22 protein-coding genes are annotated in these 23949 nt (G+C 59.6%); 13 read left to right on the top strand and 9 right to left on the bottom strand.

The genetic code is table 11. The features are described from left to right. Positions 1 to 127: 127 nt before the first annotated feature. From AB4072_RS08240 to uraH, 7 genes are all read right to left on the bottom strand, one after another. Positions 128 to 1072, bottom strand: coding sequence for a c-type cytochrome (locus tag AB4072_RS08240; protein WP_441966997.1), 945 nt, complete (start codon positions 1070 to 1072; stop codon positions 128 to 130). 56 nt (positions 1073 to 1128) lie between these two features. After that, positions 1129 to 1560: a c-type cytochrome gene (locus tag AB4072_RS08235; RefSeq protein ID WP_441966995.1), complete on the bottom strand. Its 432-nt coding sequence runs from the start codon at positions 1558 to 1560 to the stop codon at positions 1129 to 1131. A gap of 124 nt (positions 1561 to 1684) precedes the next feature. After that, a complete protein-coding gene (locus AB4072_RS08230) occupies positions 1685 to 2005 on the bottom strand; it encodes a rhodanese-like domain-containing protein (protein ID WP_441966993.1) in 321 nt (106 codons plus the stop codon). Between the two features lie 58 nt (positions 2006 to 2063). After that, positions 2064 to 2510 (bottom strand): peptidoglycan-binding protein LysM, encoded by a 447-nt coding sequence (lysM, locus tag AB4072_RS08225; protein ID WP_441966991.1) that lies wholly within the window; start codon positions 2508 to 2510, stop codon positions 2064 to 2066. Between the two features lie 130 nt (positions 2511 to 2640). After that, positions 2641 to 2706 (bottom strand): PEP-CTERM sorting domain-containing protein, encoded by a 66-nt coding sequence (locus AB4072_RS08220; protein ID WP_441967274.1) that lies wholly within the window; start codon positions 2704 to 2706, stop codon positions 2641 to 2643. Between the two features lie 102 nt (positions 2707 to 2808). Further along, positions 2809 to 4251 (bottom strand): allantoinase PuuE, encoded by a 1443-nt coding sequence (gene puuE, locus AB4072_RS08215; RefSeq protein ID WP_441966990.1) that lies wholly within the window; start codon positions 4249 to 4251, stop codon positions 2809 to 2811. A 2-nt stretch (positions 4252 to 4253) separates the two neighbouring features. Continuing rightward, positions 4254 to 4607 (bottom strand): hydroxyisourate hydrolase, encoded by a 354-nt coding sequence (gene uraH / locus AB4072_RS08210; RefSeq protein ID WP_441966988.1) that lies wholly within the window; start codon positions 4605 to 4607, stop codon positions 4254 to 4256. Between the two features lie 382 nt (positions 4608 to 4989). Between uraH and AB4072_RS08205 the strand changes: the two genes are divergently transcribed. The 7 genes from AB4072_RS08205 to ligD all read left to right on the top strand — a co-directional run bounded on the left by AB4072_RS08205 (position 4990) and on the right by ligD (position 14897). Next, positions 4990 to 6216 (top strand): urate hydroxylase PuuD, encoded by a 1227-nt coding sequence (locus AB4072_RS08205; protein ID WP_441966986.1) that lies wholly within the window; start codon positions 4990 to 4992, stop codon positions 6214 to 6216. Between the two features lie 110 nt (positions 6217 to 6326). Further along, positions 6327 to 6761, top strand: a complete 435-nt coding sequence (locus tag AB4072_RS08200) for a GlcG/HbpS family heme-binding protein (protein ID WP_441966984.1) — start codon at positions 6327 to 6329, stop codon at positions 6759 to 6761. A 157-nt stretch (positions 6762 to 6918) separates the two neighbouring features. Continuing rightward, on the top strand, positions 6919 to 8505 hold the full coding sequence (locus AB4072_RS08195) for a peptide ABC transporter substrate-binding protein (protein ID WP_441966982.1): 1587 nt from the start codon (positions 6919 to 6921) through the stop codon (positions 8503 to 8505). A 79-nt stretch (positions 8506 to 8584) separates the two neighbouring features. After that, positions 8585 to 9505, top strand: coding sequence for an ABC transporter permease subunit (locus AB4072_RS08190; RefSeq protein WP_441966981.1), 921 nt, complete (start codon positions 8585 to 8587; stop codon positions 9503 to 9505). 8 nt (positions 9506 to 9513) lie between these two features. Next, positions 9514 to 10650: an ABC transporter permease subunit gene (locus tag AB4072_RS08185; RefSeq protein WP_441966979.1), complete on the top strand. Its 1137-nt coding sequence runs from the start codon at positions 9514 to 9516 to the stop codon at positions 10648 to 10650. 1 nt (position 10651) lies between these two features. Then, entirely contained in the window at positions 10652 to 12283 is a 1632-nt protein-coding gene (locus tag AB4072_RS08180; RefSeq protein ID WP_441966978.1) for an ABC transporter ATP-binding protein, read from the top strand. Between the two features lie 40 nt (positions 12284 to 12323). After that, positions 12324 to 14897: a DNA ligase D gene (gene ligD / locus AB4072_RS08175; RefSeq protein WP_441966977.1), complete on the top strand. Its 2574-nt coding sequence runs from the start codon at positions 12324 to 12326 to the stop codon at positions 14895 to 14897. Here ligD and AB4072_RS08170 read toward each other — a convergent pair. Beyond that, a complete protein-coding gene (locus tag AB4072_RS08170; RefSeq protein WP_441966975.1) occupies positions 14890 to 15540 on the bottom strand; it encodes a glutathione S-transferase family protein in 651 nt (216 codons plus the stop codon). The genes ligD and AB4072_RS08170 overlap by 8 nt on opposite strands. Positions 15541 to 15665: 125 nt before the next feature. Here AB4072_RS08170 and AB4072_RS08165 point away from each other — a divergent pair, with 125 nt between their 5' ends. The 4 genes from AB4072_RS08165 to AB4072_RS08150 all read left to right on the top strand — a co-directional run bounded on the left by AB4072_RS08165 (position 15666) and on the right by AB4072_RS08150 (position 19460). Continuing rightward, complete coding sequence (locus AB4072_RS08165; RefSeq protein ID WP_441966974.1) at positions 15666 to 16487, top strand: polyphosphate kinase 2 family protein; 822 nt, start codon at positions 15666 to 15668, stop codon at positions 16485 to 16487. A 151-nt stretch (positions 16488 to 16638) separates the two neighbouring features. Further along, a complete protein-coding gene (locus AB4072_RS08160) occupies positions 16639 to 17475 on the top strand; it encodes a universal stress protein (protein ID WP_441966972.1) in 837 nt (278 codons plus the stop codon). Between the two features lie 105 nt (positions 17476 to 17580). Continuing rightward, a complete protein-coding gene (locus AB4072_RS08155) occupies positions 17581 to 18507 on the top strand; it encodes a DMT family transporter (RefSeq protein WP_441966970.1) in 927 nt (308 codons plus the stop codon). A gap of 641 nt (positions 18508 to 19148) precedes the next feature. After that, positions 19149 to 19460: a hypothetical protein gene (locus AB4072_RS08150; protein ID WP_441966968.1), complete on the top strand. Its 312-nt coding sequence runs from the start codon at positions 19149 to 19151 to the stop codon at positions 19458 to 19460. A 72-nt stretch (positions 19461 to 19532) separates the two neighbouring features. Here AB4072_RS08150 and AB4072_RS08145 read toward each other — a convergent pair whose 3' ends face one another. After that, positions 19533 to 20096 carry a response regulator gene (locus tag AB4072_RS08145; protein WP_441966966.1) on the bottom strand — a complete coding sequence of 188 codons (564 nt, stop codon included), beginning with the start codon at positions 20094 to 20096 and terminating at the stop codon, positions 19533 to 19535. Positions 20097 to 20364: 268 nt separating this feature from the next. Here AB4072_RS08145 and AB4072_RS08140 point away from each other — a divergent pair, with 268 nt between their 5' ends. Continuing rightward, positions 20365 to 22038: a bifunctional aspartate transaminase/aspartate 4-decarboxylase gene (locus AB4072_RS08140; RefSeq protein WP_441966964.1), complete on the top strand. Its 1674-nt coding sequence runs from the start codon at positions 20365 to 20367 to the stop codon at positions 22036 to 22038. 134 nt (positions 22039 to 22172) lie between these two features. After that, a complete protein-coding gene (locus AB4072_RS08135) occupies positions 22173 to 23942 on the top strand; it encodes an aspartate-alanine antiporter family protein (protein WP_441966962.1) in 1770 nt (589 codons plus the stop codon). Positions 23943 to 23949 lie beyond the last annotated feature (7 nt).

The following is a 23949-nucleotide window of genomic DNA, read 5'->3' as shown; positions in this document are numbered from 1 at the left end:
CACAGCCTGTGGTTTTGAAAACACCTTTCGTGCAGATGTGCAAACCTAGCCCATAGTGCCTCCTTCCATGCTACTGAAAAGATCGCACCATCAAAACTTGAGATCAAACAGCTAGCGGCAGGAAAGATTAGGGCCGCTTCACACTCGCGCGCGGTACGAGCGTCAGGAGATATTCCGCCATGGCCTCGCGGTCCGCATCGGACAGGTGCGCGGTATTGCGAACGACGGGCGCCATCGCTCCTCCAACCGTATCGAAGCTCGGAGTCTCGCCTGTCTTGAACAGAGTCGTCAGTTCGTCCTTCGTCCAGCCACCGATTCCCTTGGGATCGGGCGTGATGTTCGGAACGGTGCCTCGACCGCCCTCCGGATCGGGACCGCCCGCGAACCGCCGGTCTTCGACGATCGCGCCGACGAAGTTGCGCTCACTGTGACACTCCGCGCAATGGCCGGGGCCATTGATCAGATAGGCCCCGCGATTCCAGGCCGGCGATTTTGCGGCATCCGGCATGAAGGGACGTCCATCGAGGAACGCCAGCTTCCAAAGCCCGAGGCCCCGGCGGATGTTGAACGGGAACGGCAGCTCGTGATCGGGTGCGCGCCCTTGGACGGCCGGTAATGTCTGGAGGAACCCGAAAAGATCGGCCAGATCGCCGACGCTCATCCGCTGATAAGAGGCGTAGGGGAAGGCAGGATAGTAATGTCGCCCGTCCGGAGACACACCCTCCCGCATGGCGCGGATGAAATCAGCCGTGCTCCAGGAGCCGATGCCGTCGTTCCTGTCTGGGGAAATGTTCGGAACGTGGAACGTCCCGAACGGCGACTTGAGGGCGAGCCCCCCGCCGAGTCGCGTCTTGTCGTCCTGATCGGGAACGGCATGGCAGGATGAGCAGCCGCCAGCATAGAAGAGTGTTCGACCATTCTCGAGGTTGATCGCATGGCCTGCGGCGGGAACGATCTCCGACATCCCACTGTCACCGCGCAGGAATGCCCAAGCCGCCGGGGCCGTCAGCAGGAAAAATCCCACGACACCAAGCACCGCCAGGACCAGCAACGCTGCCAGCGCTTTTCTCATACTCGCACTCTCAAAAGATGAATCGGGCGGCTCGCGCCGCCCGAAGAACCTTACGCTCAGCTTTTGCGGAACGTCTTGTGGCAGGTCCCGCAATTCTGCAGGACCTTCGGAAACTCAGCCTTGAAGCTCGTTTCATCCTTGATGGACGCGAGAGCGGTCTGGGCATCCTTATCGAACTGCGAAAAATTCGATTCGAAGGCAGACTTGTTTTCCCAGATGACCGGGAGAGCCTCGGTCTTTTCGCCGGTTTTCGACGAATCGGGGAACAAGGCGGGGGCCTGCTTCGCACTCTTGGAGAACGTCTCGAGAGCGGCCTGAACCTGTGCCAAATCGAAAGGTGCCTGCCCCTTCAGCATGGCCGACGTGGTTTTAACATGAGAGCCGAATTGCTTCATGAGGCCCTGGCGTTGCTCGATCGGATTGCTTTGCGCAATCGCTGCGGAAATACCAAGCGTGACGAGGCCGGCGACAAGGAAACTGCGCTTCATCTATTTTCTTCCTCTGGACAGGGATCGCGGATTTTACACCGCCATGGACCTAGGCCGTATCTTACACACCTCACCGGCCCTGACAGCCCACCTTAGAACAAATCTATGTGATTGAAGCGACCCCTTACCGTTCCACGGGTTCGCCCGACATGATCCAGTCCTTGAAACCGCCCTTATAGTGCTCACGGACATCCAGCCCGAACGCCTGCGCAAAGGCGAGCGCGCGGAGAGAGCGGACGCCGGCCGCGCAGGAAAACACGATCCGCTGGTCTTTCGGCAGGAGCGACGGATCGAAGGCCGAGAGCGGATTCGAAATCGCGCCGGGGATATGCCCGGCCGCGTATTCGTCCGGCTCGCGGACATCGACAACGAGAATTGAGCCGTCATGCAGACCTTGCTTGACGGCTTCGCGGTCGAGATCGACGACGGCGCGAATTTCACTCATGACACTTCTCCCGAATGGCGAGGGACCATACCGGCGCCGGCGGGGAAGCGGCAACCCGTCAAACCAGGGCGGGAATGCGCAGAACCCAGCCGGGCTGAATCATGTCAGGGTTTTTCACCGGCGGCGAATTGGCCTTCACGATCTCCGTATACTTGGTCCCCTGCCCTTTGCCGTAATGCTTCTCGGCAATCGCCCAAAGCGTATCGCCTTTGACGACCGTGTACATGACAGCCTCGGCGGCCGGTTTTTGAACCTGAAGACCCGCTGTATCGACCTCGGCCACGCCATAGGTGTTGCCGAGGGACAGGATGATTTTCTCGGCTTCCTCCTGGGTCAGGGCCTGGCCGGAAAGTTTCACCTTGTCGCCATCGACCTGAATATTGAGCTTCGTCGCATCGAAGCCGTTCTTTTCAACCTCTTTCTGGAGGTGATCGGCTGTGGCCGCCTCGGCGCTGCCACCAAACAGTTTCGCGCCGGCATCCTTGATGAACTTGAACAGACCCATGATTGCCTCTCCTCGTTTCAGGCTTAACCGGCAGAGCGGTAAAGCTTGGGGAAGACGCCGGAGAGAGGTGTCAGGTTCCCGTTCCTAGAGCCTAAAGGTCGTGTGGAAATCGCTTAGCGCTTTTTCACCGTCATTCCGCGGCGCCGCAGGCGAACCCGGAACCCAGAACCGTCAGCGGCTCCGGATGAAATGCAATTCATCCGTTTCTTCCTATTCTGAAACGCTTGCGGTTATGGGTTCCGGGCTCCGCTGACGCGGCCCCGGAATGACGAAAGAAACCACTAGTTCTGATCAGCCTCTATCCAATAGACGAGAAGATATCGGCCAGCGACGGCAGGCGATCCTTCAGGCGCAGAAGCGCGATCAGTTCGATCTGGACGATCGCGGTCTCGAATTCGTACTCCTCGTCGTGTTTCACCCGCTCTTCAAAGGCGGAGAGGATCTCGCCCTTCGAGCGCCCCTTCACAGCCATGATGAAGGGAAAACCGAATTTCTGCTTGTAGGCGTCGTTCAAAGCGAGAAAACGATCCCGCTCTTCCGCAGACAGGCTATCGAGCCCCGCCGATGCCTGCTCGCGTTGGGAATCGTCTGTGAGCTCGGCGAGCTTCAATCGCCCCGCAAGATCAGGGTGAGCGCGGATCAGCGCCAGCTTCTGGCTTTTCGTCGCCTCCGACAGCACGTGGACCATCGCGGCGTGAAGCCCCTCGGCGGTATCCTGCCCCGTCGTCAATCCGGCATCATAGACGCGCTCCGCAATCCAGGCCGAATGCTCGAAGATGTCGCCGAACGCTTCGACGAAAAGGGCCTTGGTCATCGTGCTGGGCTTAAGATCGGCGGGCTTGTGGTTCCTGATCCAGTGCCGGGCGATATCGATGCGTTTGGCGACCCATACATCGTCATGGGAAGCGACGTAGTCGAGGAAACGTGCCAAAGCCGCAGCTCTGCCCGGGCGACCGACAAGACGGCAATGCAGGCCCACCGACAGCATCTTCGGAGCAGTCGCGCCTTCCACGTAGAGGGTGTCGAAGCTGTCCTTCAGATAGGCATAGAACTGATCGCCCGAATTGAAGCCCTGCGGCGTGCCGAAGCGCATGTCGTTGGCGTCGAGCGTATAGGGCACGATCAGTTGCGGGCCCTTGGCCCCTTCGATCCAGTAGGGCAACTCGTCGGCGTAGGAATCGGCGCAATAGAGAAAGCCACCCTCCTCCGCCACAAGCCGGATCGTGTTCTCGGAGGTCCGTCCCGTATACCACCCTGAAGGCCGCTCGCCCGTCACCTCGGTGTGAATGCGGATCGCCTCCTTCAGATGCGCCCGCTCCTCTTCCGCCGAGAAGTCCTTGTAGTCGATCCATTTGAGCCCATGGCTCGCGATCTCCCAATCCGCCTCCTTCATGGCGGCGACGGCCTCGGGATTGCGCGCCAAGGCGGTCGCAACGCCATACACCGTCACCGGCATGGAGCGCTCGGTGAACATGCGCCACAGCCGCCAGAAGCCGACGCGGGAGCCGTATTCGTAGATCGACTCCATGCTCATGTGCCGCTGCCCGAGCCAAGGTGCGGCTCCCACCATTTCGGACAGGAAGGCCTCGGAGGCCCTGTCACCGTGCAGGATGTTGTTCTCGCCACCCTCCTCGTAATTGACGACGAACTGCACGCAGATCCGGGCCTTGTTCGGCCAGTGCGGATGCGGCGGATTGCGGCCGTAGCCGATGAGATCGCGAGGGTAGGACTTATCGGCCATACTCAACTGCCACGGTAGGTGGAATAGCTCCAGGGGGAGACGAGAAGCGGGACGTGATAATGCCCATCCGCCTCCGCAATAGAGAAGCGGATCGGGACCACATCGAGAAACGGCGGATCGGAAAGCGGCGTCCCCAGGGAGCGGAAATACGCGCCGACATGAAATAGAAGCTCGAACGTACCGGTCCGAAACGTCGCGCCGGTCATGAGCGGAGCATCCGTCCGCCCGTCGGCATTCGTCATTTCGGTCGCGACCGCGTGCCTTTTGTCGCCATCAAGCGCAAAAAGCTCGATCCGCACGCTCTTCGCCGGTCTGCCGTTGCTCGTGTCGAGAATGTGGGTGGACAACCGTCCCATGAGATTTCCTTGGCGAAGTTTCCTTGGAGTGAATAGAGGGAATCTCTTCTTGCGACCTCTGCACGTCAAGGCTGTCGTAACAGCAGGCTTTAGAACTGTTTTTCAGCACCGTCATTCCGGGGCGCCGCAGGCGAGCCCGGAACCCAGAGCCGCCGGCAACTCAGGATGAGACACAACCCAGCCCGGTGCTTTCCGTTCTGAAACGGTTGTGGTTATGGGTTCCGGGCCCCGCTGACGCGGTCCCGGAATGACGGAGGATCATTTCAAAACGGCCGGTTAGAATGGCCTTCTCAATCTCCCTGTTGAAAAAGCCGCACGGGGGCTCTTTCGGAACGCTTCGGGCCATCCTAGGCTGGATGTTTAATCTGCCATTGAAGAGTTCATGATCGACCCGCAAATCTCCGAATGGATCAGCCAGATCGCCCGCTGGATCCACGTCATCACAGCGATTGCCTGGATTGGCTCATCCTTTTACTTCATTCATCTCGATCTGAGCCTGAAGAAGCGCGAAGGGTTGCCGGAGGGTGTCGGCGGCGAGGCCTGGCAAGTTCACGGCGGCGGCTTCTACAACATGCGCAAGTATCTTGTTGCGCCGCCGGAATTGCCCAAGGAACTCACCTGGTTCAAGTGGGAAAGCTACGCCACCTGGATTTCCGGCTTCTTTCTGCTGGTCTGGGTCTACTACCTGCAAGCAGACCTCTACACGATCAATCCCGAGATCCTGCCGATGGCGCCGTGGCAGGCTTCCGCCATAAGCATCGGTGCGCTTGCCGTGAGCTGGCTCGTCTATGACGGGCTCTGCCGTTCCCCGCTCGGCAAGAACGATGTCGCTCTCGGCGTCATGTTATTCGCTTACATTCTGCTCGCGGCCTACGGCTTCACGCATGTCTTCAACGGGCGCGCCGCCTTTCTGCATACAGGCGCGATGATCGCGACCTGGATGTCGGCGAGCGTCTTTCTCGTGATCATTCCGAACCAGAAGAAAGTTGTCGCCTCCCTTCTGGCCGGAGAAGCGCCGAACCCGGCTTTAGGCAAGCAGGCGAAGCAGCGCTCGACCCACAACAACTACCTGACGCTACCTGTCCTCTTCCTCATGCTGTCGAACCACTATCCGCTGGCGTGGTCGTCGAAATATGCGGTCGGGATCATCGGGCTCATCGTGATCGCGGGCGCGGTCGTGCGCCACTTCTTCAACTCACAGCATGCCGGCAAGGGCTCTCCCTGGTGGACATGGGGCGTCGCCGCAGCTTGCGTGGCGATTGCGATCTGGCTCTCGATCATCGGTAAGCCCGGTATTGCCAATATGGCGGAGGCGCCGAAAGACGCCACGCCCGCCACCATGGCCGCCGCCTTCGACGAGGCCGTCCTCGCCATTCAATCGCGCTGCTCCATGTGCCATGCGGCCGAGCCGGTCTGGGAGGGCATTCCCGTAGCTCCGAAGGGCGTGCACCTCGACACGCCGGAGGCCATCGCGCAGCACGCGAGCGCCATCCGCATTCAAAGCGTGCTGACCCACGCCATGCCGCCGAACAACATCACCGAGATGACGCTCGATGAGCGCAAGGCGGTGGCGACCTGGTTGGCCCAGCGCGATACCGTCACGCGGTAGATCGAAGTCCGGCACGGAAAATCCGCGCCCACGAAACCGAATCTAGGCTTTCGAATGGGTCATATCGCGGAACAATAGTCTTTAATCAAAATCAGCTTCAGGAGTTTTCAATGTCCGTTCTCGATCTCAAGACGGCTCAATCCATCGTCGAGATGGCCATCAAAACGGCCCGGGAAATGTCGTTCAAGCCCCTGTCCGTTGTCGTCTACGATGCGCGTGGGGCTATCAAAGCGCTCGCCTCCGAGGACGGAACGAGTCTGAAGCGCGCGGAAATCGCGATGGGCAAGGCCTATGGTGCTCTGGCGCTCGGCGTCGGATCGCGGGCGCTCCACCAGATGGCTGTGGACCGCCCCTATTTTGTCGCAGCCGCTTCCCACGTGGTCGGAGGCCAGTTGGTCCCCGTTCCAGGTGGCGTTCTAATCAAGGACGCGTCGGGCGCAATCCTCGGCGCAGTCGGCATTTCCGGAGATACGTCGGACAACGACGAGAAGGCGGCGGTAGCGGGGATCGGGGCAGTTGGTCTCGTCTTCGATGCCGGGGCTTGACGCGAAATAAAATTTCGCGTTCATCAATGCCTAATTCACGGGCACCTCTGGACAGGAGGCTGTCAGTGGACAACTAATGATATCAGGTCACGCTTGGCAAAAGCTGTTCCTGAAATAGCCTGACAAACCTTCCAAAATCAGAAAGGGGACGAGTAAAATGTCATCCTGGTTGAAACGCATCGCACTCGCATCCGTTGCGACCGTGGCCCTCATGGGTGCCGCGTCGGCGGAAGTCATTTACAACCGTGCTAATTCCGGCGAGCCGGAAACGCTCGACACGCACAAGACCTCGACCGTTCAGGAAGCGCACATCCTGCGCGACATGCTCGAAGGCCTCGTGACCTACAACGCCAAGGGCGAAGCCATTCCCGGCCAGGCCGAGAAGTGGGACATCAGCGCCGACGGCAAGACCTACACTTTCAAGCTCCGTGACGGCATCAAGTGGTCGAACGGCGACCCGGTGAAGGCGTCGGACTTCGTGTTCTCCTACCGCCGCATCATGAACCCGGAAACGGGCGCCAAGTATGCGAACATCCTCTACCCGATCCTGAACGCCGAGAAGATCAACAAGGGTCAGGCGAAAGTTGAGGAACTCGGCGTCAAGGCGATCGACGACAAGACGCTCGAAATCAAGCTCGAGGCGGCGACCCCGTATTTCATCGAGTTGCTGACGCACCAAACCAGTCTTCCGGTTCATCCGGGTTCGGTCGAGAAGTTCGGCAAGGACTTCGTGAAGCCGGGCAACCTCGTCTCGAACGGCGCTTTCAAGCTCGCCGAGTCTGTGCCCAACTCGCACATCAAGCTCGTGAAGAACGAGAACTATTATGGTGCGAAGGACGTCAAGCTCGACACCGTCATGTACTACCCCACGTCCGACTTCGCGGCGATGGTGCGTCGCTACGAAGCCGGTCAGCTCGACACGACCGACGATATCCCGGCGGATCAGACCAAGGCCCTGAAGGAAAAATTCAAGGATCAGGTCAAGCTCGGTCCGTATCTCGGTACCTGGTATCTGGTGATCAACTCGTCCAAGGCGCCCTTCAATGACGTGCGCGTCCGCCAGGCGCTCTCGATGGGCGTGGACCGCGAGTTCATCTCCGAGCAGATCTGGGGCCAGACCATGCAGCCCGGCTACTCGTTCATGCCCCCAGGACTGGGCAATTACGGCGAGCCTGCCTACGCAGACTTCAAGGACGCCTCGCCGATCGATCGCGAAGAAAAGGCTAAGGCCCTTCTCAAGGAAGCCGGTTTCGGCCCCGGCAAGCCGCTGAAGGTCGAGATCCGCTACAACACCAGCGACAACAACCGCAACACGGTCGTTGCCGTGGCCGAGCAGTGGAAGCAGATCGGCGTCGAGACCTCGTTCATCAACACCGATGGCAAGACCCACTTCGCACACCTGCGCGACGGCGGCGACTTCGACGTGGCCCGCTACGGCTGGATTGCCGACTACTCGGATCCGAACGTCTTCCTGTTCCTGCTCCTGAGCGACAACAAGGGCTTCAACTACGGCAAGTACAACAACCCGGAGTACGACGCCCTTCTGAAGCAGGCCGCGACCGAGCTTGATCTGAAGAAGCGCGCCGACCTCATGAAGAAGGCCGAGGCCATCACCATGAAGGACATGCCCTGGATCCCGGTCATGTACTACGGCAAGAGCAATTTGATCTCGCCGAAGATCCATGGCTACATCCACAACACTCGCGGCGTCTATCCGTCGCGCTTCCTGTCGAAGGACCAATAAGCTTTAAGCAACGGGGTGGCTCGTCTCTGGCGGGCCACCCCTTTTTGTTTTTTGCTGTCCTGAGCATGGAGGCATTCGCGTGCTCTCGTACATTCTGCGTCGACTTTTGTCGGCAATCCCGACGCTATTGGTGATCGTCACAATCGCGTTCTTCCTCATTCGCCTCGCGCCCGGCGGCCCGTTCGATCTCGAACGCCCCCTCGAGGCCAAGGTGATGGAAAACCTCAACAAGATCTATCAGCTCGATAAGCCGCTGATCCAACAATACTGGCTGTATCTGAGCGCCGTCGCGCGCGGCGACTTCGGCCCTTCGTTCATTCTGCGCGACTTCACCGTGAGAGAACTGTTCGCGCAAGGATTGCCGGTGTCGATGACGCTGGGCGGTCTCGCTTTGCTGCTCGCCATTTTCGTCGGTGGAACGTTCGGCGCTATCGCGGCACTTCGCCAGAACAGCGCCATCGACTATGTCGTCACCGGCATGGGCGCGTTGGGCCTGACGATCCCGAATTTCGTGGTCGCCCCGGTCTTCCAGATCGTCTTCGGCCTCATACTCGTCTGGCTACCCATCGCCGGCTGGAACAATGGCGCACCGCTCAACCTCGTCATGCCCGTGATCGTGCTGGCCCTGCCGCAGATCGCGGTGGTGGCGCGCATGACCCGCGCGGCGATGATCGAAAACCTGCGCTCGAACCATATCCGGACCCTGCGCTCCCTCGGCTTGCCATCAATGACCGTCGTCAAGCATGCTTTACGCGGGGCGGCTTTGCCCGTCATCTCCTATCTTGGTCCGGCAGCGGCCGCTCTCCTGACGGGTTCCGTGGTCGTCGAGACCATCTTCGGTCTTCCCGGGATCGGCCGTTACTTCGTCGAAGGCGCGTTGAACCGTGACTATACGCTCGTCATGGGCACGGTCGTCGTGGTCGCAGTCTTCGTGCTCCTGTTCAACCTCGTGGTCGATATCCTCTACGCGATTATCGATCCGCGCATCCGTTACGATTGAGGCCCGCCATGGCTGAAGGCGCCGTTCTTCCCGCCGAAGTCCTGAAAGACCCCGTCGTCGGCCGCTCTCTCTGGGCGGAGGCGCGCGGACGTCTCGTACGCAACAAGGCCGCGCTCACCAGTGTCTTCGTGCTGGCTTTCATCGCGCTCGCCTGCATTTTCGGGCCATTTTTCACGGGGCACCCCTTCGACAAGGTCTATCCGGACTATGTGAAGGTTGCCGCGAGTGCGACGGCCTATCCTACTCCCGACATGATCGAGCCGAACGTGGAACGCGTTGCCGCGCGTGTCCGCGCCAAGGCCGAGAACGTCGTGGTCGAAGGCGACAAGATCAGCGTAACCCTTGTCAGTCCACGCCCCATCGACGAGCGGCTTCTCGCCTATTTCGAGCGCTCGGATCTTTTCGGAGCTGCGAAGGTTTCCGAGAAGAGCGATGAAGGCAAACACCTCGTGGTGGATGTCCCGATCAAACGCAACTACTTCTTCTTCGGAACCGACACCAACGGACGCGATCTTCTGACCCGCACCATGAAAGCCGGGCAGATCTCGCTGGCCATTGGGCTGCTGGCGACTTTCGTTGCCATCGTCATGGGGGTCATCTACGGCGCGACATCAGGCTATCTCGGAGGCCGCACGGACCTCGTGATGATGCGCGCGGTGGATGTGCTCTATTCGCTGCCGTTCATCTTCTTCGTGATCATGCTGGTGGTGTTTTTCGGCCGGAACTTCGTGCTGATGTTCATCGCGGTCGGCGCCGTCGAGTGGCTCGACATGGCCCGCATCGTGCGCGGCCAGACTTTGTCGATCAAGCGGCAGGAATACGTGCAGGCCGCCGAGGCCCTGGGCGTCGAGACGAGGGGCATCATCCGTCGTCACGTCATCCCGAACACCCTCGGACCGGTCGTCGTTTACATGACGCTGCTCGTGCCGAAGGTGATCCTGCTCGAAAGCTTCCTCTCGTTCCTCGGTCTTGGTGTTCAGGAGCCCAACACTTCTCTCGGCGTGCTGATCTCCGAGGGCGCCAAGAACATTCAGGGCGCCACCTGGATGCTTCTCTATCCCTCCATCACGCTGGTCGCGATCCTGTTCTGCCTGAACTTCATCGGCGACGGCCTGCGCGACGCTCTCGATCCGAAGGACCGCTGAGATGACGGAACCCGTTCTTGCCATCCGCGGCCTTCAAGTCCGCTTCCGCACCGGCGACGGCATTCTGCAGGCCGTCAAAGGCGTCGATATCGACATCAATGCCGGCGAGACCGTCGCCATCGTTGGTGAATCCGGTTCCGGCAAAAGCCAGACCATGATGTCCGTCATGGGGCTTCTCGCCTCGAACGGCTGGGCCGAGGGCTCGGTGAAATACCGGGGCGACGAACTGGTCGGGCTGTCCCCGGACAAGCTCAACCGCTATCGCGGCTCGAAGCTCACCATGATCTTCCAGGAGCCGATGACCTCGCTCGATCCGCTCTACCGGATCGGCGATCAGCTGGCTCTCCCGCTCACCACTCATGGCGGCTTGAGCAAGGCAGAGGCGCGCAAGCGCGCCATCGAACTTCTGGAACTCGTGCGCATTCCCGATCCGCAACGGCGCATCGATTCCTACCCGCACGAAATGTCGGGCGGCCAACGTCAGCGCGTCATGATCGCCATGGCGCTTGCCAACAACCCCGACGTTCTGATCGCCGACGAGCCGACGACAGCTCTCGACGTGACGGTGCAGGCGCGCATCCTCGAGCTTCTGGCCGATCTTCAGAAGCGCCTCGGCATGTCCATCGTCTTCATCACCCACGATCTCGGCGTGGTGCGTCGCTTTGCGACCCGCACCTACGTCATGAAGAGCGGGCAGGTGGTGGAAAGCGGCGAGACCTCCGCCCTCTTCGCGTCGCCCAAGCATCCCTACACGAAGATGCTGATCGATGCCGAGCCGCGTGGACGCAAGGAGCCTGCGCCTGCCGACGCGCCCATGATTCTCGATGCCAAGAACATTGAGGTGAACTTCGCGACAAAGGGCGGCTTCTTCGGACGCACGAGCCATATCCTTCGTGCCGTCGACAACGTGAGTCTTTCGGTGCGGGCGGGTGAAACCGTCGGCGTCGTCGGGGAATCCGGCTCGGGCAAATCGACCCTCGGCCGTGCGATCCTTCGACTTCTGCCCGCAAGCGGCATGGTTCGGTTCGAGGATCGCAACCTGATGCCCCTCGACCGCGCGGGCATGCGCCCCTTGCGGCGTCAACTGCAACTCGTGTTTCAGGACCCCTTCGGCTCGCTGTCGCCGCGCATGACGGCGGGCGAGATCGTGACCGAGGGCCTTCTCGTGCACGAACCGCACATCTCGCGTAAAGATCGCGATCGCCGCGCGGCTCAGGCCTTCGAGGAAGTGCGTCTCGAGCCGGCATGGCGCAATCGCTTCCCGCACGAGTTTTCGGGCGGCCAGCGCCAGCGCATCGCGATTGCACGCGCCATGATCCTGCACCCGAAGCTCGTCGTGCTCGACGAGCCGACTTCGGCGCTCGACCGCTCGGTACAGAAGGAAATCGTCGATCTGTTGCGCGACCTGCAGAAAGCCCACGGCCTCGCCTATGTCTTCATCAGCCACGACCTCGCGGTGGTGCGCGCACTCTCCGATGAGATCATGGTGATGAAGAGCGGCAAGGTCGTGGAGCGCGGCACGGCGCAGGAGATTTTCGACCGGCCGAAGGAGGACTATACCCGCGATCTCATCGCGGCGGCCTTCCTGAGCCAGCAAGAGGCTGACGCCGCTCCTGCCTCCCTCGCCTCCTGAGCTTGGAACTCCTGACCATGGCGCGGATTGACTCTGCGCCATGGCAAAGCTCGCAGCCTATCGCGCCAAACGCGACTTCACCCAAACCTCCGAGCCTTCAGGCAAGGCCTCGACGCTGCAAGGCGCGTCCTTTGTCGTGCAGGAGCACGACGCAACGCGTCTGCACTACGATTTTCGGCTCGAACTCGACGGCGTTCTGAAAAGCTGGGCCGTCACGAGAGGCCCGTCTCTCGATCCCGAGGACAAGCGCCTCGCCATCGAAGTCGAAGATCACCCGCTCGATTACGGCGGCTTTGAAGGGACGATCCCGGAAGGCCAGTATGGTGCCGGTACCGTCATGCTGTGGGATCGGGGCACTTGGCAGCCTGATCATGATCCGCACAAAGGCCTCGCCAAGGGGCATCTGAGCTTCATGCTCGATGGCGAGAAGCTCAAAGGGCATTGGCACCTCGTGCGCATGCACGCCAAGCCCCGCGAGCGCCAGATTCCATGGCTTCTCATCAAGGGCGACGACGACTACGCCCGTCCGGGCAACAAGCCCGATCTTCTGGACGAAGAACCGCTATCCGTCTTGACGGGCCGCTCCCTCGACGAGATCGCGAAGGGAGGGAAAGCGAAACCCCGCAAGCGTGCCCCTCAAAAGGCGAAAGCGTCACGAGACCGGCCTCTCCGCGGAGCAAAGCAAGCGCGAAGGGGTATCGTGGACCCGATGCCGGATTCTATCGAGCCCTGTCTTGCAACCCTCGTGACACGCGCTCCCAACGGCGCGAGCTGGCTCCACGAAATCAAATGGGATGGTTATCGCCTCATCGCCTTTCTTTCAGATGGCGAAGTGAAGCTTCTCACACGAAACGGGCTCGATTGGACGAAACGCTTCCCGGGAATTGCGAAAGCCATCGCAGACATACCCGTCGAGACCGCGATCCTCGATGGTGAGGCCATCGTCGAAAACGAACAGGGCCACTCCGACTTCTCGGCACTGCAACAAGCACTTTCACGCACCAACAAAGGCGCTGCGGATACGGCAATCTTTCAAGTCTTCGATCTGCTCTATCTCGATGGTCGCGATCTGAGGCCGCTCCCGCTCATCGAGAGAAAGAAAGCACTCGCGCAATTTCTATCACGTCAGAAGAACCCATCCACGCTGCGTTATAGCGATCACATCATCGGGAATGGCGGACGCGTGAAGGACAATATTTGCGCTCAAGGGTTGGAGGGCATTGTCTCGAAACGCACCAATCTCCCCTATCGCTCGGGCCGCAATGCGGATTGGGTCAAGATCAAATGCACCAAGGACGCGGAATTCGTCGTCGTCGGTTACGTGCCTTCCAATGCGACAAGAAATGCCATCGGCTCTCTCGTGCTCGGCTATTACGACAAGGGCAAGCTGACTTACGCCGGACGCTCAGGCACCGGGTATACCGCAGACATCGCCCGCGATCTCTTCACGCGCGTGAAGCCGCTCGCTGTCAAGACACTGCCGTTCGTCAAGGAACTCACGACCTTGCAACGTCGCGGCGTCGTCTGGGTCAAACCCAAGCTCGTCTGCCAGATCGCATTTCACGGATGGACGGCGGACGGGCATGTCCGGCACGCCGCCTTCAAGGGCTTGCGCGAAGACAAGAAGCCGCAAGACGTCGTGCGGGACAAACCGAGCAAGCTGTCGAGCATCGAAACAAAGGCTTCAGACAGGAAAATGAAGAACGCCCCGACCAAGATCGCCGGAGTTTCACTCACTCACCCGGACCGCATCCTCTGGGAGGATCAGGGCCTCACCAAGCAAGAACTCGCCGAATACTATCTCGGCATCGCGGATTGGATCCTCCCCCACATCGTCGGCCGGCCGCTGACATTGGTGCGTTGTCCCTCCGGTACGGGAGAGAAATGTTTCGTGCAGCGCCATGCCTGGGACGGCATCGATGACGCGGTTCATCGCACCACCGTGCCGGACAAGGATGGCGAAGAGGAAGTGGTGTTCGTCAAGGACATTCGCGGCGTGATCGCTCTTGTGCAAGCGAGCGCACTGGAACTCCACACCTGGGGCGCGACGATCACCGACATCGAACGCCCCGACCGCCTGACCTTCGATTTCGATCCCGGCGATGGCGTCGAATGGAAGCGCATGATCGATGCCGTGCGCACCTTACGCGAACGCCTGCGCCTCCTCGGTCTCGAGAGTTTTCTGAAACTCACCGGCGGCAAGGGACTTCACGTGGTCGTGCCGCTGACGCCCAAGGCAGGTTGGGAGGAAACATCGGCCTTCGCCCGTGCCATGGCGCGAACCATGGCGGAGGACGAGCCGGAGCGCTACACCGCCGTATTGGCCAAGAAAGAACGAGGCGGCAGGATCTTCATCGACTACCTGCGCAACAATCGCAGCGCGACCGCGATTGTGCCCTACTCGCCCCGCGCAAGGCCAGGAGCGCCTGTCGCCACGCCGATCGCCTGGAGCGAATTGACGCCGCGCATGAAGCCCGACGCCTTCACCATCCAGACGCTGCCCAGACGTCTGAAATCTTTACGTCGGGAAGACCCCTGGATGGAAATCGGCAAGGTCGCGCAGACCTTGCCTGATCTCAACATCTCAACGAAGGGGCCGAAGCGCTCTAAATGAACGGCGCTTTGAGCCCTTCGATCTCGAATGTCTTCTGCACGGCCGGACGCGCCAGAACACGCTCCGCGAGACCTTGAAGGTTGGGAATCGTCCGAGGTGGACGGGGCATCGCGCGGCCCCACCGGATGAGCATCAAGAGAAACAGATCGGCTGCGGAGAAGTTGTCCCCGAGCAACCATGTCTTGTCGCCGAGTTGCGCGGAAATCACATCGAACATGGCATTGAGGCGCTCACCGGCTTTCTGCTTAACGCCTTCGACCGCGCCCTCATCGACCGTATGTTCATGAGGATAGAACCACGCGCGATACTCGGCCTGCGGCGTGTTGGTCAGATGCATCATCCACTTGTAGAACGCTGCACGCTCCGGAGTTCCGAGGGTGGGAGCAAGTCCCGCTTCTGGAAACTTGTCGCAAAGATGAAGAGCGATTGCCGCCGTCTCGAAAAGAACGAGATCCCCATCGACGAGCACGGGAATGCGCCCATTCGGGTTGAGCTTCAGGTATTCGGGGCTCTTCTGCGCCCGGTTGGGCTGATCTACGAAACGCAATTCAAAGGAAGCACCTGCTTCCCGCAGAATCATGTGCGGCAGCAGATTAGCATTCCCAGGATAGTAGTAGAGCGCAAGCATCGTTTCCCTCGGCATTCGGTGTTTTCATGGTGGTATGTCGAGTCTGTCCCGCCGTAAAGCAGGTTTCTCCGAAAGTGGCGGGTTGGCCGTGATGCAGCACGGCCCTATTGTTCGAGGGGAATTTTTGAGGAACGACCGCTATGTCCGACATGCAGGCTCTCATCAAGAAATTTCGGGTCAAACCCGGTGATCGCGTGAAGCTGCGCGATCAGGACGCCAGGGAAGAATCGATCTATCCCGACAAGGATGTCGCGAAGGCTGCAACGGAAGTCTTCGCGAAGGACATCAACAAGCTTCAGGACCGTCTCTACGCCGAGAATAAACGGGCCTTGCTGGTCGTCCTTCAGGGGACCGATACGGCGGGCAAGGACGGCACCATCACCTCCGTGTTCAGCGAGACGAGTCCACTTGGCGTCGCCGTCACCGCGTTCAGGCAGCCGAGCGAAGAGGAACTCTCGCACGATTTTCTCTGGCGCGTGCATATGGTGGCCCCCCGCCGCGGAATGGTCGGCATCTTCAACCGTTCGCAATACGAGGATGTGCTCGTCGCGAAAGTACACCGCCTCGCGCCGAAGGACGTGATCGAGCAGCGCTACGACCAGATCAACGCCTTCGAGAAAATGCTGACGGAAAACGGCACCGTCATTCTGAAATTCATGCTGCACGTTTCCAAAGATGAGCAGAAAGTGCGATTGCAGGAGCGTGTCGACGATCCGGCCAAGAGGTGGAAATTCAATCCCGGCGACCTCAAGGATCGTGAGCATTGGGATGAGTTTCAGGATGCGTATGAAACCATGCTGCACCGCTGCTCGACCCCGTGGGCTCCTTGGCACGTCATTCCGGCCGATAAGAAATGGGTTCGCGATGCGATCGTCGCCTCCATTGTCAAGACGACACTGGAAGAGATGAACCCCTCGTATCCCGAGGTCACCTGGAAGAAGAGCGAGATCAAGATTTCCTGACGGCAGCCTCGATCTCGTTACATTGCTACAAAATGGGTCGGGAATGCGATCGCGCAGGAAGACGAATTCATCTGGGCCCCTCCAAAAGAATCGTGAGCTCGCAGACGAGATCGGTCTTGCCGGACGCCGCGGAACGGACAAGATTAGAGAGATGAAGAATATACTCATCCCCGTCGAGGACCACGGCGTCGTCGAGCCCGCACTCGAGACCGCTATCCTGCTTGCGCGCACCTTCGGTAGCTATATCGAAGGCATGGCGGTGACTTCGGAATATCCCGTCGTCTTGCCCGTCGATATCGCCATCGGCGTGCCCTCCCCCTACACGCCGGAAAGCCGGGCGGACATCGCGAAGGCATGCCGTGAGAGGTTCGAGGGGCTCATGCTGTCGAAGGGCATCCCACGCGGGGCGCAGGGCGCGCCTGGGCCGACTTTCGGCTGGCGGCAGGATGGTCTCATGGACGACGCGGATGTGGGCTCCTACGGCCGGATATTCGACATCACCGTTCTCGGGCGGCCGGACAGCTCGGACGGGCAAACGCGGCTGGCGACAGTCGAGGCCGCGCTCTTCGAGACGGGCCGTCCCGTCCTGATCGCTCCTCCCAAGGCGCCACGCAGCTTTGATCAAACGGCGGTGATTGCCTGGAACCGCAGTACAGAAACGGCGCGCGCTGTCGCCGCATCGATGCCCCTTCTCGCCAAGGCTCAGCGCGTGGTTGTTCTCGAACTCGAAGACTGGGGGACGACCGGTCCATCGGGAGCGGACCTCGCTCGCGCTTTACGCAATCACGACATAGCGGCCGAGGCCATCACAGCGACAGATCCGCAGAATAAGCCGGGCGAAACGATCCTCACGGAAGCGGCAGCCCTTGGATGCGATCTGCTGATCAAGGGCGCCTATACCCAAAGCCGCCTGCGTCAGATGTTCTTCGGTGGGGCGACGAGCCACATTTTGGCGAGCGCGACCATCCCGGTTCTCTTGGCGCACTGACCATATCAGCGAGCCCGCGTGCAGCGAAACGCAGCGTCCCACCTGGATCGCTTGTGAATCGCATAGGATTCACCCATGACTGCCGCATCTTTAGGCAGGTTTTTCATGGCGTCTTCCGTTTTTTCTCGTACCTCGACGTTCCGCTCCACGGCGCTCATGGGCATCGCCCTCATGCTGTTCGGAACGTTTCTGTTCGCCGTCAACGACGTCATGGGGAAATGGCTCGTGGCGACCTACTCGGTCGGCCAGCTTCTCCTCATTCGCAGCATCGCCGCTCTCGCCGTTCTGTTTCCGATCATGAAAAAGCAGGGCGTTCCGCTGCGCCTGCCGCCTAGGCCCAGCTTTCACGGCTTGCGGATTCTCTGTTCCACGCTGGAGGTCGCCTGTTTCTACTGGGCGGTCACGTACCTGCCGCTTGCGGACGTGATGACCTATTATCTCGCCGCTCCGATCTATGTGGCGGCCTTCGCCTTCCTTTGGCTCGGAGAGCGGCTGGATTGGGGCCGCACCCTGACCATCGCAATCGGCTTCGTCGGTGTGCTGATCTCTCTGCGCCCCTCGGGCGAGACCTTCGGCCTACCCGCGCTGATCGCGCTCGCCGGTAGTCTCTTTTATGCACTTCTGATGATCGCGACCCGCAAATTGCGGGATACGCCAGATGCGACACTCGTGCTCGGCCAGATCCTGGGGGCGCTTGTCTTCGGCTGCTTCACCGCGCCCTTCAACTGGGTAAAGCCCAGTCTCCTCGATCTCGCGAGCCTCTTCCTGCTCGGTATCGTTTCCATGGCAGGCCATGCCTGCGTGAACCGGTCATTGAAACTGGCCCCGGCCTCTATCGTCGCGCCGTATCAATACACGCTCATCGTTTGGGCGATCGTGCTCGGTTATCTGGCCTTTGGAGACATCGTGCAGTTCTGGACGCTCGTCGGCGCGGCTATCATCTGCGTGGCGGGCCTTGCCCTCATGTTCCTGGAACATCGCGCAACCCGCCGAACGCAGGACATCGAACCGCCCATCCTGCCGGAAGCGTAGAGTTTGATCGTTTCAGATTGAAACGTGATCAAACTCTCGATTCTTTTGATGCCGCATGATCCGGGCGAACAACCGGTTTCCACTTGTTCTGATCATGCTCTGGTCACGGGGACTCAATTTTAGCATTGTCCAAGCTTGGCAGTCTCGACTTTCGAACCTTGCCACATAGTTTCTCGTCTCAGACAACGGAGATGAAGATGCGTCGTGTCGCCACTGCTTGTATCGTGATCCTGGGTTCTTTCGCGCTGACGGGTTGTGAATCGGCCAAGGCTCCCGGCGTTTTCCAGGCCGAATCCGTCGCACCTCCACCCTCGGTCAAATTGACTCAACCTCGCCAATCCATCGCCAATACCACGAAAACGAGCGCCAACTCCGCGCGGAGGCCACTCAGCGTACCTCGATAGCGTGCTCCGGCTCTGGTTCATTTGGACCTCAGCGGAAAAAACTCTGAGATTTCGACCTCCTCCAAAGCCGCTTCCTTCGCCGGCTAGTGGAAAATATCGAACCTCTCCCTAGAAATACGATACCGGCCTCACTCGATGATGAGCCGATGAAGACCGTGTGGCCAATTCGCAAACTTCCTTGCGGAATATTCGCGATGAGTTGCCAAGCTTCCGCATGGCACTTGAGGTTCAACCGCTATGAATTTCGCCCCTATTCTCTTTCTTGCCAGTCAGCTTGTGCTGCCGGCAGCAGATGGGCCGCCACACCTCGCGGTGGAGCAAAGCTGCAAGGCGGCGATGAAGCTTGATCCTGAAACCGGCAGCGTGGACGCCTGCATGAAAGACGAAACCGCAGCCCAGGATGAATTGAAACGTAAGTGGACGAGTTTCCCTGCCAGCGACAGAGCACGGTGTGTCGCGGAAACAAGCACTGGCGGATCCCCAAGCTATGTCGAAGTGATCACCTGCCTCCAGACTGCCCAGGATGCACGACAGGTTCCAAAGGACTAAGAGCCGGCTCACGTCCGGTCCTGGCGTCACGATCACGCGATGCTGGATCTCACCCGTCCAGCTTTATGCGCTTCATTTTCGGGGCACGATGATGTGCGCGCTTGTCGCAATACCCGGATCCGGCACGATCATACCGAAGGCGTTGATCAGAGCCGCCGACACGCGCCACGTGAAATAGGTGCGATGTTGCGCGAGCGCACCGATAGCTGCCAAAAGATGCTCTCCGCTATCGGCCTTCAGGACGTAACCCCGCGCCCCCGCGCCTACCATCGCGCGAATGGCTCCCTCTTCACTGCGAGCGCTAAAGATCAACACCTCGGCTTTGAGCCTCACGCGCAATGCGCGGATCGCCTCTATCGTCTCGGAGGAAGCTGAGGAAGGATCAAAAATCACGATATCGGGTTCCGTTGCGGTTGCCACATCCAGAAGCTCAGTCGCCTTCGCCACTTCGCCGACAACCTGCCACTCATCCTGTCCCTCGATGATTGCTCTGAGACCGCAACGGACGACCGGGAACTCGGCCGCGATCAGAATGCGAAGAAGGCGGTTATTGTTAAGGTGGGAAAAGCGGCTCACCAACAATGGATCGGGTTGACCTCCCAAAAGCGCAGCCATGCGATGCGACAATGGCAGCATGAGCATCAATCTCCAGATTTCCATGTGCCTCAACTGTAGCCGCATCGAAGGGGCATGAGCACTGGTAGAAGTCTCGATTGGCACAGGCGGCGAGTCCTGAGACGCACCGGGATCCTCCCGATGCCGAGAAAAAGCGCTCCCTCAGGGAAAAAACTGACTGGATGATCAGAAAGATATCACGCCAACTCAGGGTATGACCTGATGGCCGCCGAGGCCTTTGCGCCAAAGATTAGCTTCACATACTCGCGCTTTGGATCGGAGACTTCTCATGAACGATATCTCGGTTCCTTCATTTGAAGCCTATGAAAAGCTCAGCCCCTTCGAGATCAAGGACAAGCTGATCGAGCTTGCAAAAGACAGCTCGAAGAAGGCAGCCCTGGTGATGCTCAATGCCGGGCGCGGCAACCCCAATTGGGTGTCCACGACCCCGCGGGACGCTTTCTTCCTTCTCGGGCAATTCGCGATGGAAGAGAGCAGGCGCGTCATGAACAAGCCCAATATGGGTGGCATGCCGCAACCTGCCGGCGTTGCGGGTCGTCTCGAACAATTCCTGAAGTCACATCACGACACTCCCGGCGCGGATATGCTCACGGCGATGGTTCCTCTGGCCGTCTCGCGGTTTGGATTCGAGCCGGATGCCTTTGTGCACGAGCTTGTCGATTCAATCGTAGGCGACAACTACCCCGTCCCGGATCGCATGCTACGTCATGCGGAGAAGATCGTGCATGAGTATTTGATCTGGGCGATGTGCGACAGCAAACCACCGGGCGGTCAATTCGATCTCTTCGCAGTAGAAGGCGGCACGGCGGCCATGTGCTACACCTTCAAGTCGCTCATCCAGAACCACATTCTGCACAAGGGCGACACCATCGCGCTCGGCACACCGATCTTCACGCCCTATCTCGAAATTCCGCACCTCAATGACTACGAATTCAACGTCGTTTCCATAAGAGCGCCGCAGGAAATTCTCTTCCAGTATTCCGATGAGGAGTTGAAGAAGCTTGAGGACCCAAAGGTCAAAGCATTCTTCCTGGTCAATCCTGGCAATCCTAGCTCGGCAGCGATCATGCCGGAAGTCAGTCAGAAGATTGTAAAGCTTGTGAAGGAGAAGCGGCCGGATCTGCTCATTCTGACGGATGATGTCTACGGCACGTTCGTTCCGAATTTCCGTTCTCTCATGGCGGAACTGCCGCGCAACACCATCGGCGTCTATTCATACTCAAAGTATTTCGGCTGCACCGGCTGGCGGCTAGGAGTGATCGCTCTCCATGAGGACAACATCATCGACGAGATGATCAAGAAACATCCGAAAGATGTCACCGATCAGCTCAACAAGCGATACGGCTCGCTTACTCTGAAACCAGCTGAGATGAAGTTCATCGACCGCATGGTCGCCGATAGCCGCGATGTCGCGCTGAACCATACGGCGGGCCTCTCGCTGCCGCAGCAAGTGCAGATGACCTTGTTCTCGCTGTTCCAGATGTTGGACAAGGACGAAACCTATCGCAAGGCGACCATGGAGATCTGTCACAGGCGCGCCGCTGCGACCGTGGAAGGCTTAGGGGTCGACCCAAAAACCGGTACGAACCCGCTTTATGCGGCCTATTACGGACTCATCGATTTCGAATTCTGGCTCAAGAAATATTTGGGCGAGGATGTCGCGGCGTTCGTCAGACAGCACTATCACCCGCTCGATATCGTTTTTCGTCTTGCCCGTGAACACGCGCTCGTCCTCTTGAACGGCGGCGGGTTCGAGGCGCCGGACTGGTCTGTCCGCGTCTCCTTCGCGAACCTTCCTGACGATGTCTATGACGATATCGGACGCATGGTCCGCTCCATCGCTGCGGCTTACGTGGAAGCCTATCGCTTCTCGAAAGGTCAAGGTGCCTCTGCCACCACTTTCCCAGTAGGAAAGGAAGGCGCGAAGGAACCGGCGAAATGAGAAGAGTAAGGCTGCACGCAAGTCATCCTTTCTCGCTGTCGATAAGCACGCGCAATCGGGTTCATACACAGGTCTCATATCCTCAACAGCTGCCTGCTCACGCTCAGTGACGGCGAGCCTCAAGGAGCGACGCGATGATCGAATGGTTCTTCCAAACGCTTCGGACCTACCCGGAAATCGCAATCTTCCTGTCGCTCGCCATCGGTTATTATGTGGGCGCTTTCACGTTCAAGGGACTGGGCCTCGGTGCAGTCACCGCGACTTTGCTGGCGGCGATCCTCATCGGACAAATCGGCATCACGGTGTCGCCAACTGTGAAGTCCGTCTTCTTCCTGATGTTCCTGTTCGCCATCGGTTACAGCGTCGGGCCGCAATTCGTGCGCGGTATCGCACATGATGGCCTGCCACAAGCGATGTTCGCCGTCGTCATCTGCATTCTCTGCCTCGGTGTAGCGTATATCGCCGCCAGATTTGTCGGCTATGATCTGGGATCCGCAGCCGGTCTTTATGCGGGCGCGACGACGATCTCGGCCTCGATGGGCCTTGCAACCGATGCCATCAACCGTCTTGGTCTTCCAGCGGACCAAACCAAGCAACTCCTCGACGCCATACCCGTTGCCTACGCCGTAACTTACATCTTCGGAACTATCGGCTCCGCGGTCATCCTCGCGCTTATCGGCCCTGCGCTTCTGGGCGTCGATCTCGCCGCCGAATGTAAGCGCTATGAGGCAGAGCACGGAGGCAAGCGGGAATTGGGCGGCGCGGCAAGTGCGTGGCACCGTTTCGAGCTGCGCGCATTTCGCGTTCGCGAGAACGGAGTCGTCGTCGGCAAATCCGTCCACGAAGTCGAAAGCCTGATCCCCGATGAACGGATTTTCATTGAACGCATTCGGCGCGATGGCAAGATTCAGGACGCGACGGAGAACATGATCCTGCAGGCAGGAGATACTGTCGCCGTCGCCGGACGACGAGACGTGCTCGTCGATCTCGTTTCGCCGCCACCAACCGGCGCCCCAGGCGGTATCGTGGCAGCGGACAATGGGATGCTCAAACTCCCAAGCGGTGTCGAAGTCGCTCGGGCGGATGAGGTAGACGATCCCGAGCTCCTCGCCGTTCCGGCAGGAGGTGTCGACGTCTACGTCACCAACCGCGAAGCGGATGGCATGACCTTGCATGAACTCTCCCAATGGCCGACCGCGCGCGGTGTCTTTCTGCGCAAGATCACACGGGGCGCAACGGCAACAGAAATCCCTATCCTCGGTGACACCAAGATTTACCGCGGCGACATTCTGACAATCGTCGGACGCACGCAAGACACGGATGCTGCGGCAAAGGCAATCGGCTATGCCGACCGTCCGACCGACATCGCCGATGTCGCCTTCATCGGAGCGGCCATCACAATTGGTGCGTTGGTGGGCGCACTTGTTTTCAAGATCAGCGGCGTGCCGATCACATTGTCGACCTCCGGCGGCGCGTTGATCTCCGGATTGTTCTTCGGATGGCTGCGCTCCATCCATCCGACCTTCGGCCGCATTCCATCATCCACCGTCTGGTTCATGAATTCCGTCGGCCTCAACGTCTTCATCGCCGTTGTCGGCATCTCGTCAGGGCCTAGTTTTGTCGCAGGCATCCAACAGCTTGGCCTCAGCCTTTTCCTCTGGGGCATTGTCGTCACGACGATTCCCCTCCTCATCGGCATCTATGTGGGGAAATATCTGTTCCGCTTCGATCCGGCGATCCTGTTCGGATGTATCGCCGGCGCCCGTACGACGACAGCAGCGCTCGGTATGATCACAGAACGCGCCAAAAGCCAGATTCCCGGCCTCGGCTATACCGTCACCTACGCCGTCAGCAACACGTTACTGACCATCTGGGGCATGGTGATCGTTCTGCTCCTGGCTTGAGCGCATA

It is taken from the genome of Microvirga sp. 2MCAF38 (assembly GCF_052115485.1).
GTDB lineage: Bacteria > Pseudomonadota > Alphaproteobacteria > Rhizobiales > Beijerinckiaceae > Microvirga.
This window is presented reverse-complemented; position numbering and strand designations above follow the sequence as displayed.

Coding starts and splice junctions, on each gene's coding strand:
- AB4072_RS08240 (WP_441966997.1), bottom strand. CDS start 1,072: ATGAGAAAAGCGCTGGCAGCGTTGCTGGTCCTGGCGGTGCTTGGTGTC.
- AB4072_RS08235 (WP_441966995.1), bottom strand. CDS start 1,560: ATGAAGCGCAGTTTCCTTGTCGCCGGCCTCGTCACGCTTGGTATTTCC.
- AB4072_RS08230 (WP_441966993.1), bottom strand. CDS start 2,005: ATGAGTGAAATTCGCGCCGTCGTCGATCTCGACCGCGAAGCCGTCAAG.
- lysM (WP_441966991.1), bottom strand. CDS start 2,510: ATGGGTCTGTTCAAGTTCATCAAGGATGCCGGCGCGAAACTGTTTGGT.
- puuE (WP_441966990.1), bottom strand. CDS start 4,251: ATGGCCGATAAGTCCTACCCTCGCGATCTCATCGGCTACGGCCGCAAT.
- uraH (WP_441966988.1), bottom strand. CDS start 4,607: ATGGGACGGTTGTCCACCCACATTCTCGACACGAGCAACGGCAGACCG.
- AB4072_RS08205 (WP_441966986.1), top strand. CDS start 4,990: ATGATCGACCCGCAAATCTCCGAATGGATCAGCCAGATCGCCCGCTGG.
- AB4072_RS08200 (WP_441966984.1), top strand. CDS start 6,327: ATGTCCGTTCTCGATCTCAAGACGGCTCAATCCATCGTCGAGATGGCC.
- AB4072_RS08195 (WP_441966982.1), top strand. CDS start 6,919: ATGTCATCCTGGTTGAAACGCATCGCACTCGCATCCGTTGCGACCGTG.
- AB4072_RS08185 (WP_441966979.1), top strand. CDS start 9,514: ATGGCTGAAGGCGCCGTTCTTCCCGCCGAAGTCCTGAAAGACCCCGTC.
- AB4072_RS08180 (WP_441966978.1), top strand. CDS start 10,652: ATGACGGAACCCGTTCTTGCCATCCGCGGCCTTCAAGTCCGCTTCCGC.
- ligD (WP_441966977.1), top strand. CDS start 12,324: ATGGCAAAGCTCGCAGCCTATCGCGCCAAACGCGACTTCACCCAAACC.
- AB4072_RS08170 (WP_441966975.1), bottom strand. CDS start 15,540: ATGCCGAGGGAAACGATGCTTGCGCTCTACTACTATCCTGGGAATGCT.
- AB4072_RS08165 (WP_441966974.1), top strand. CDS start 15,666: ATGTCCGACATGCAGGCTCTCATCAAGAAATTTCGGGTCAAACCCGGT.
- AB4072_RS08160 (WP_441966972.1), top strand. CDS start 16,639: ATGAAGAATATACTCATCCCCGTCGAGGACCACGGCGTCGTCGAGCCC.
- AB4072_RS08155 (WP_441966970.1), top strand. CDS start 17,581: ATGGCGTCTTCCGTTTTTTCTCGTACCTCGACGTTCCGCTCCACGGCG.
- AB4072_RS08150 (WP_441966968.1), top strand. CDS start 19,149: ATGAATTTCGCCCCTATTCTCTTTCTTGCCAGTCAGCTTGTGCTGCCG.
- AB4072_RS08145 (WP_441966966.1), bottom strand. CDS start 20,096: ATGCTGCCATTGTCGCATCGCATGGCTGCGCTTTTGGGAGGTCAACCC.
- AB4072_RS08140 (WP_441966964.1), top strand. CDS start 20,365: ATGAACGATATCTCGGTTCCTTCATTTGAAGCCTATGAAAAGCTCAGC.
- AB4072_RS08135 (WP_441966962.1), top strand. CDS start 22,173: ATGATCGAATGGTTCTTCCAAACGCTTCGGACCTACCCGGAAATCGCA.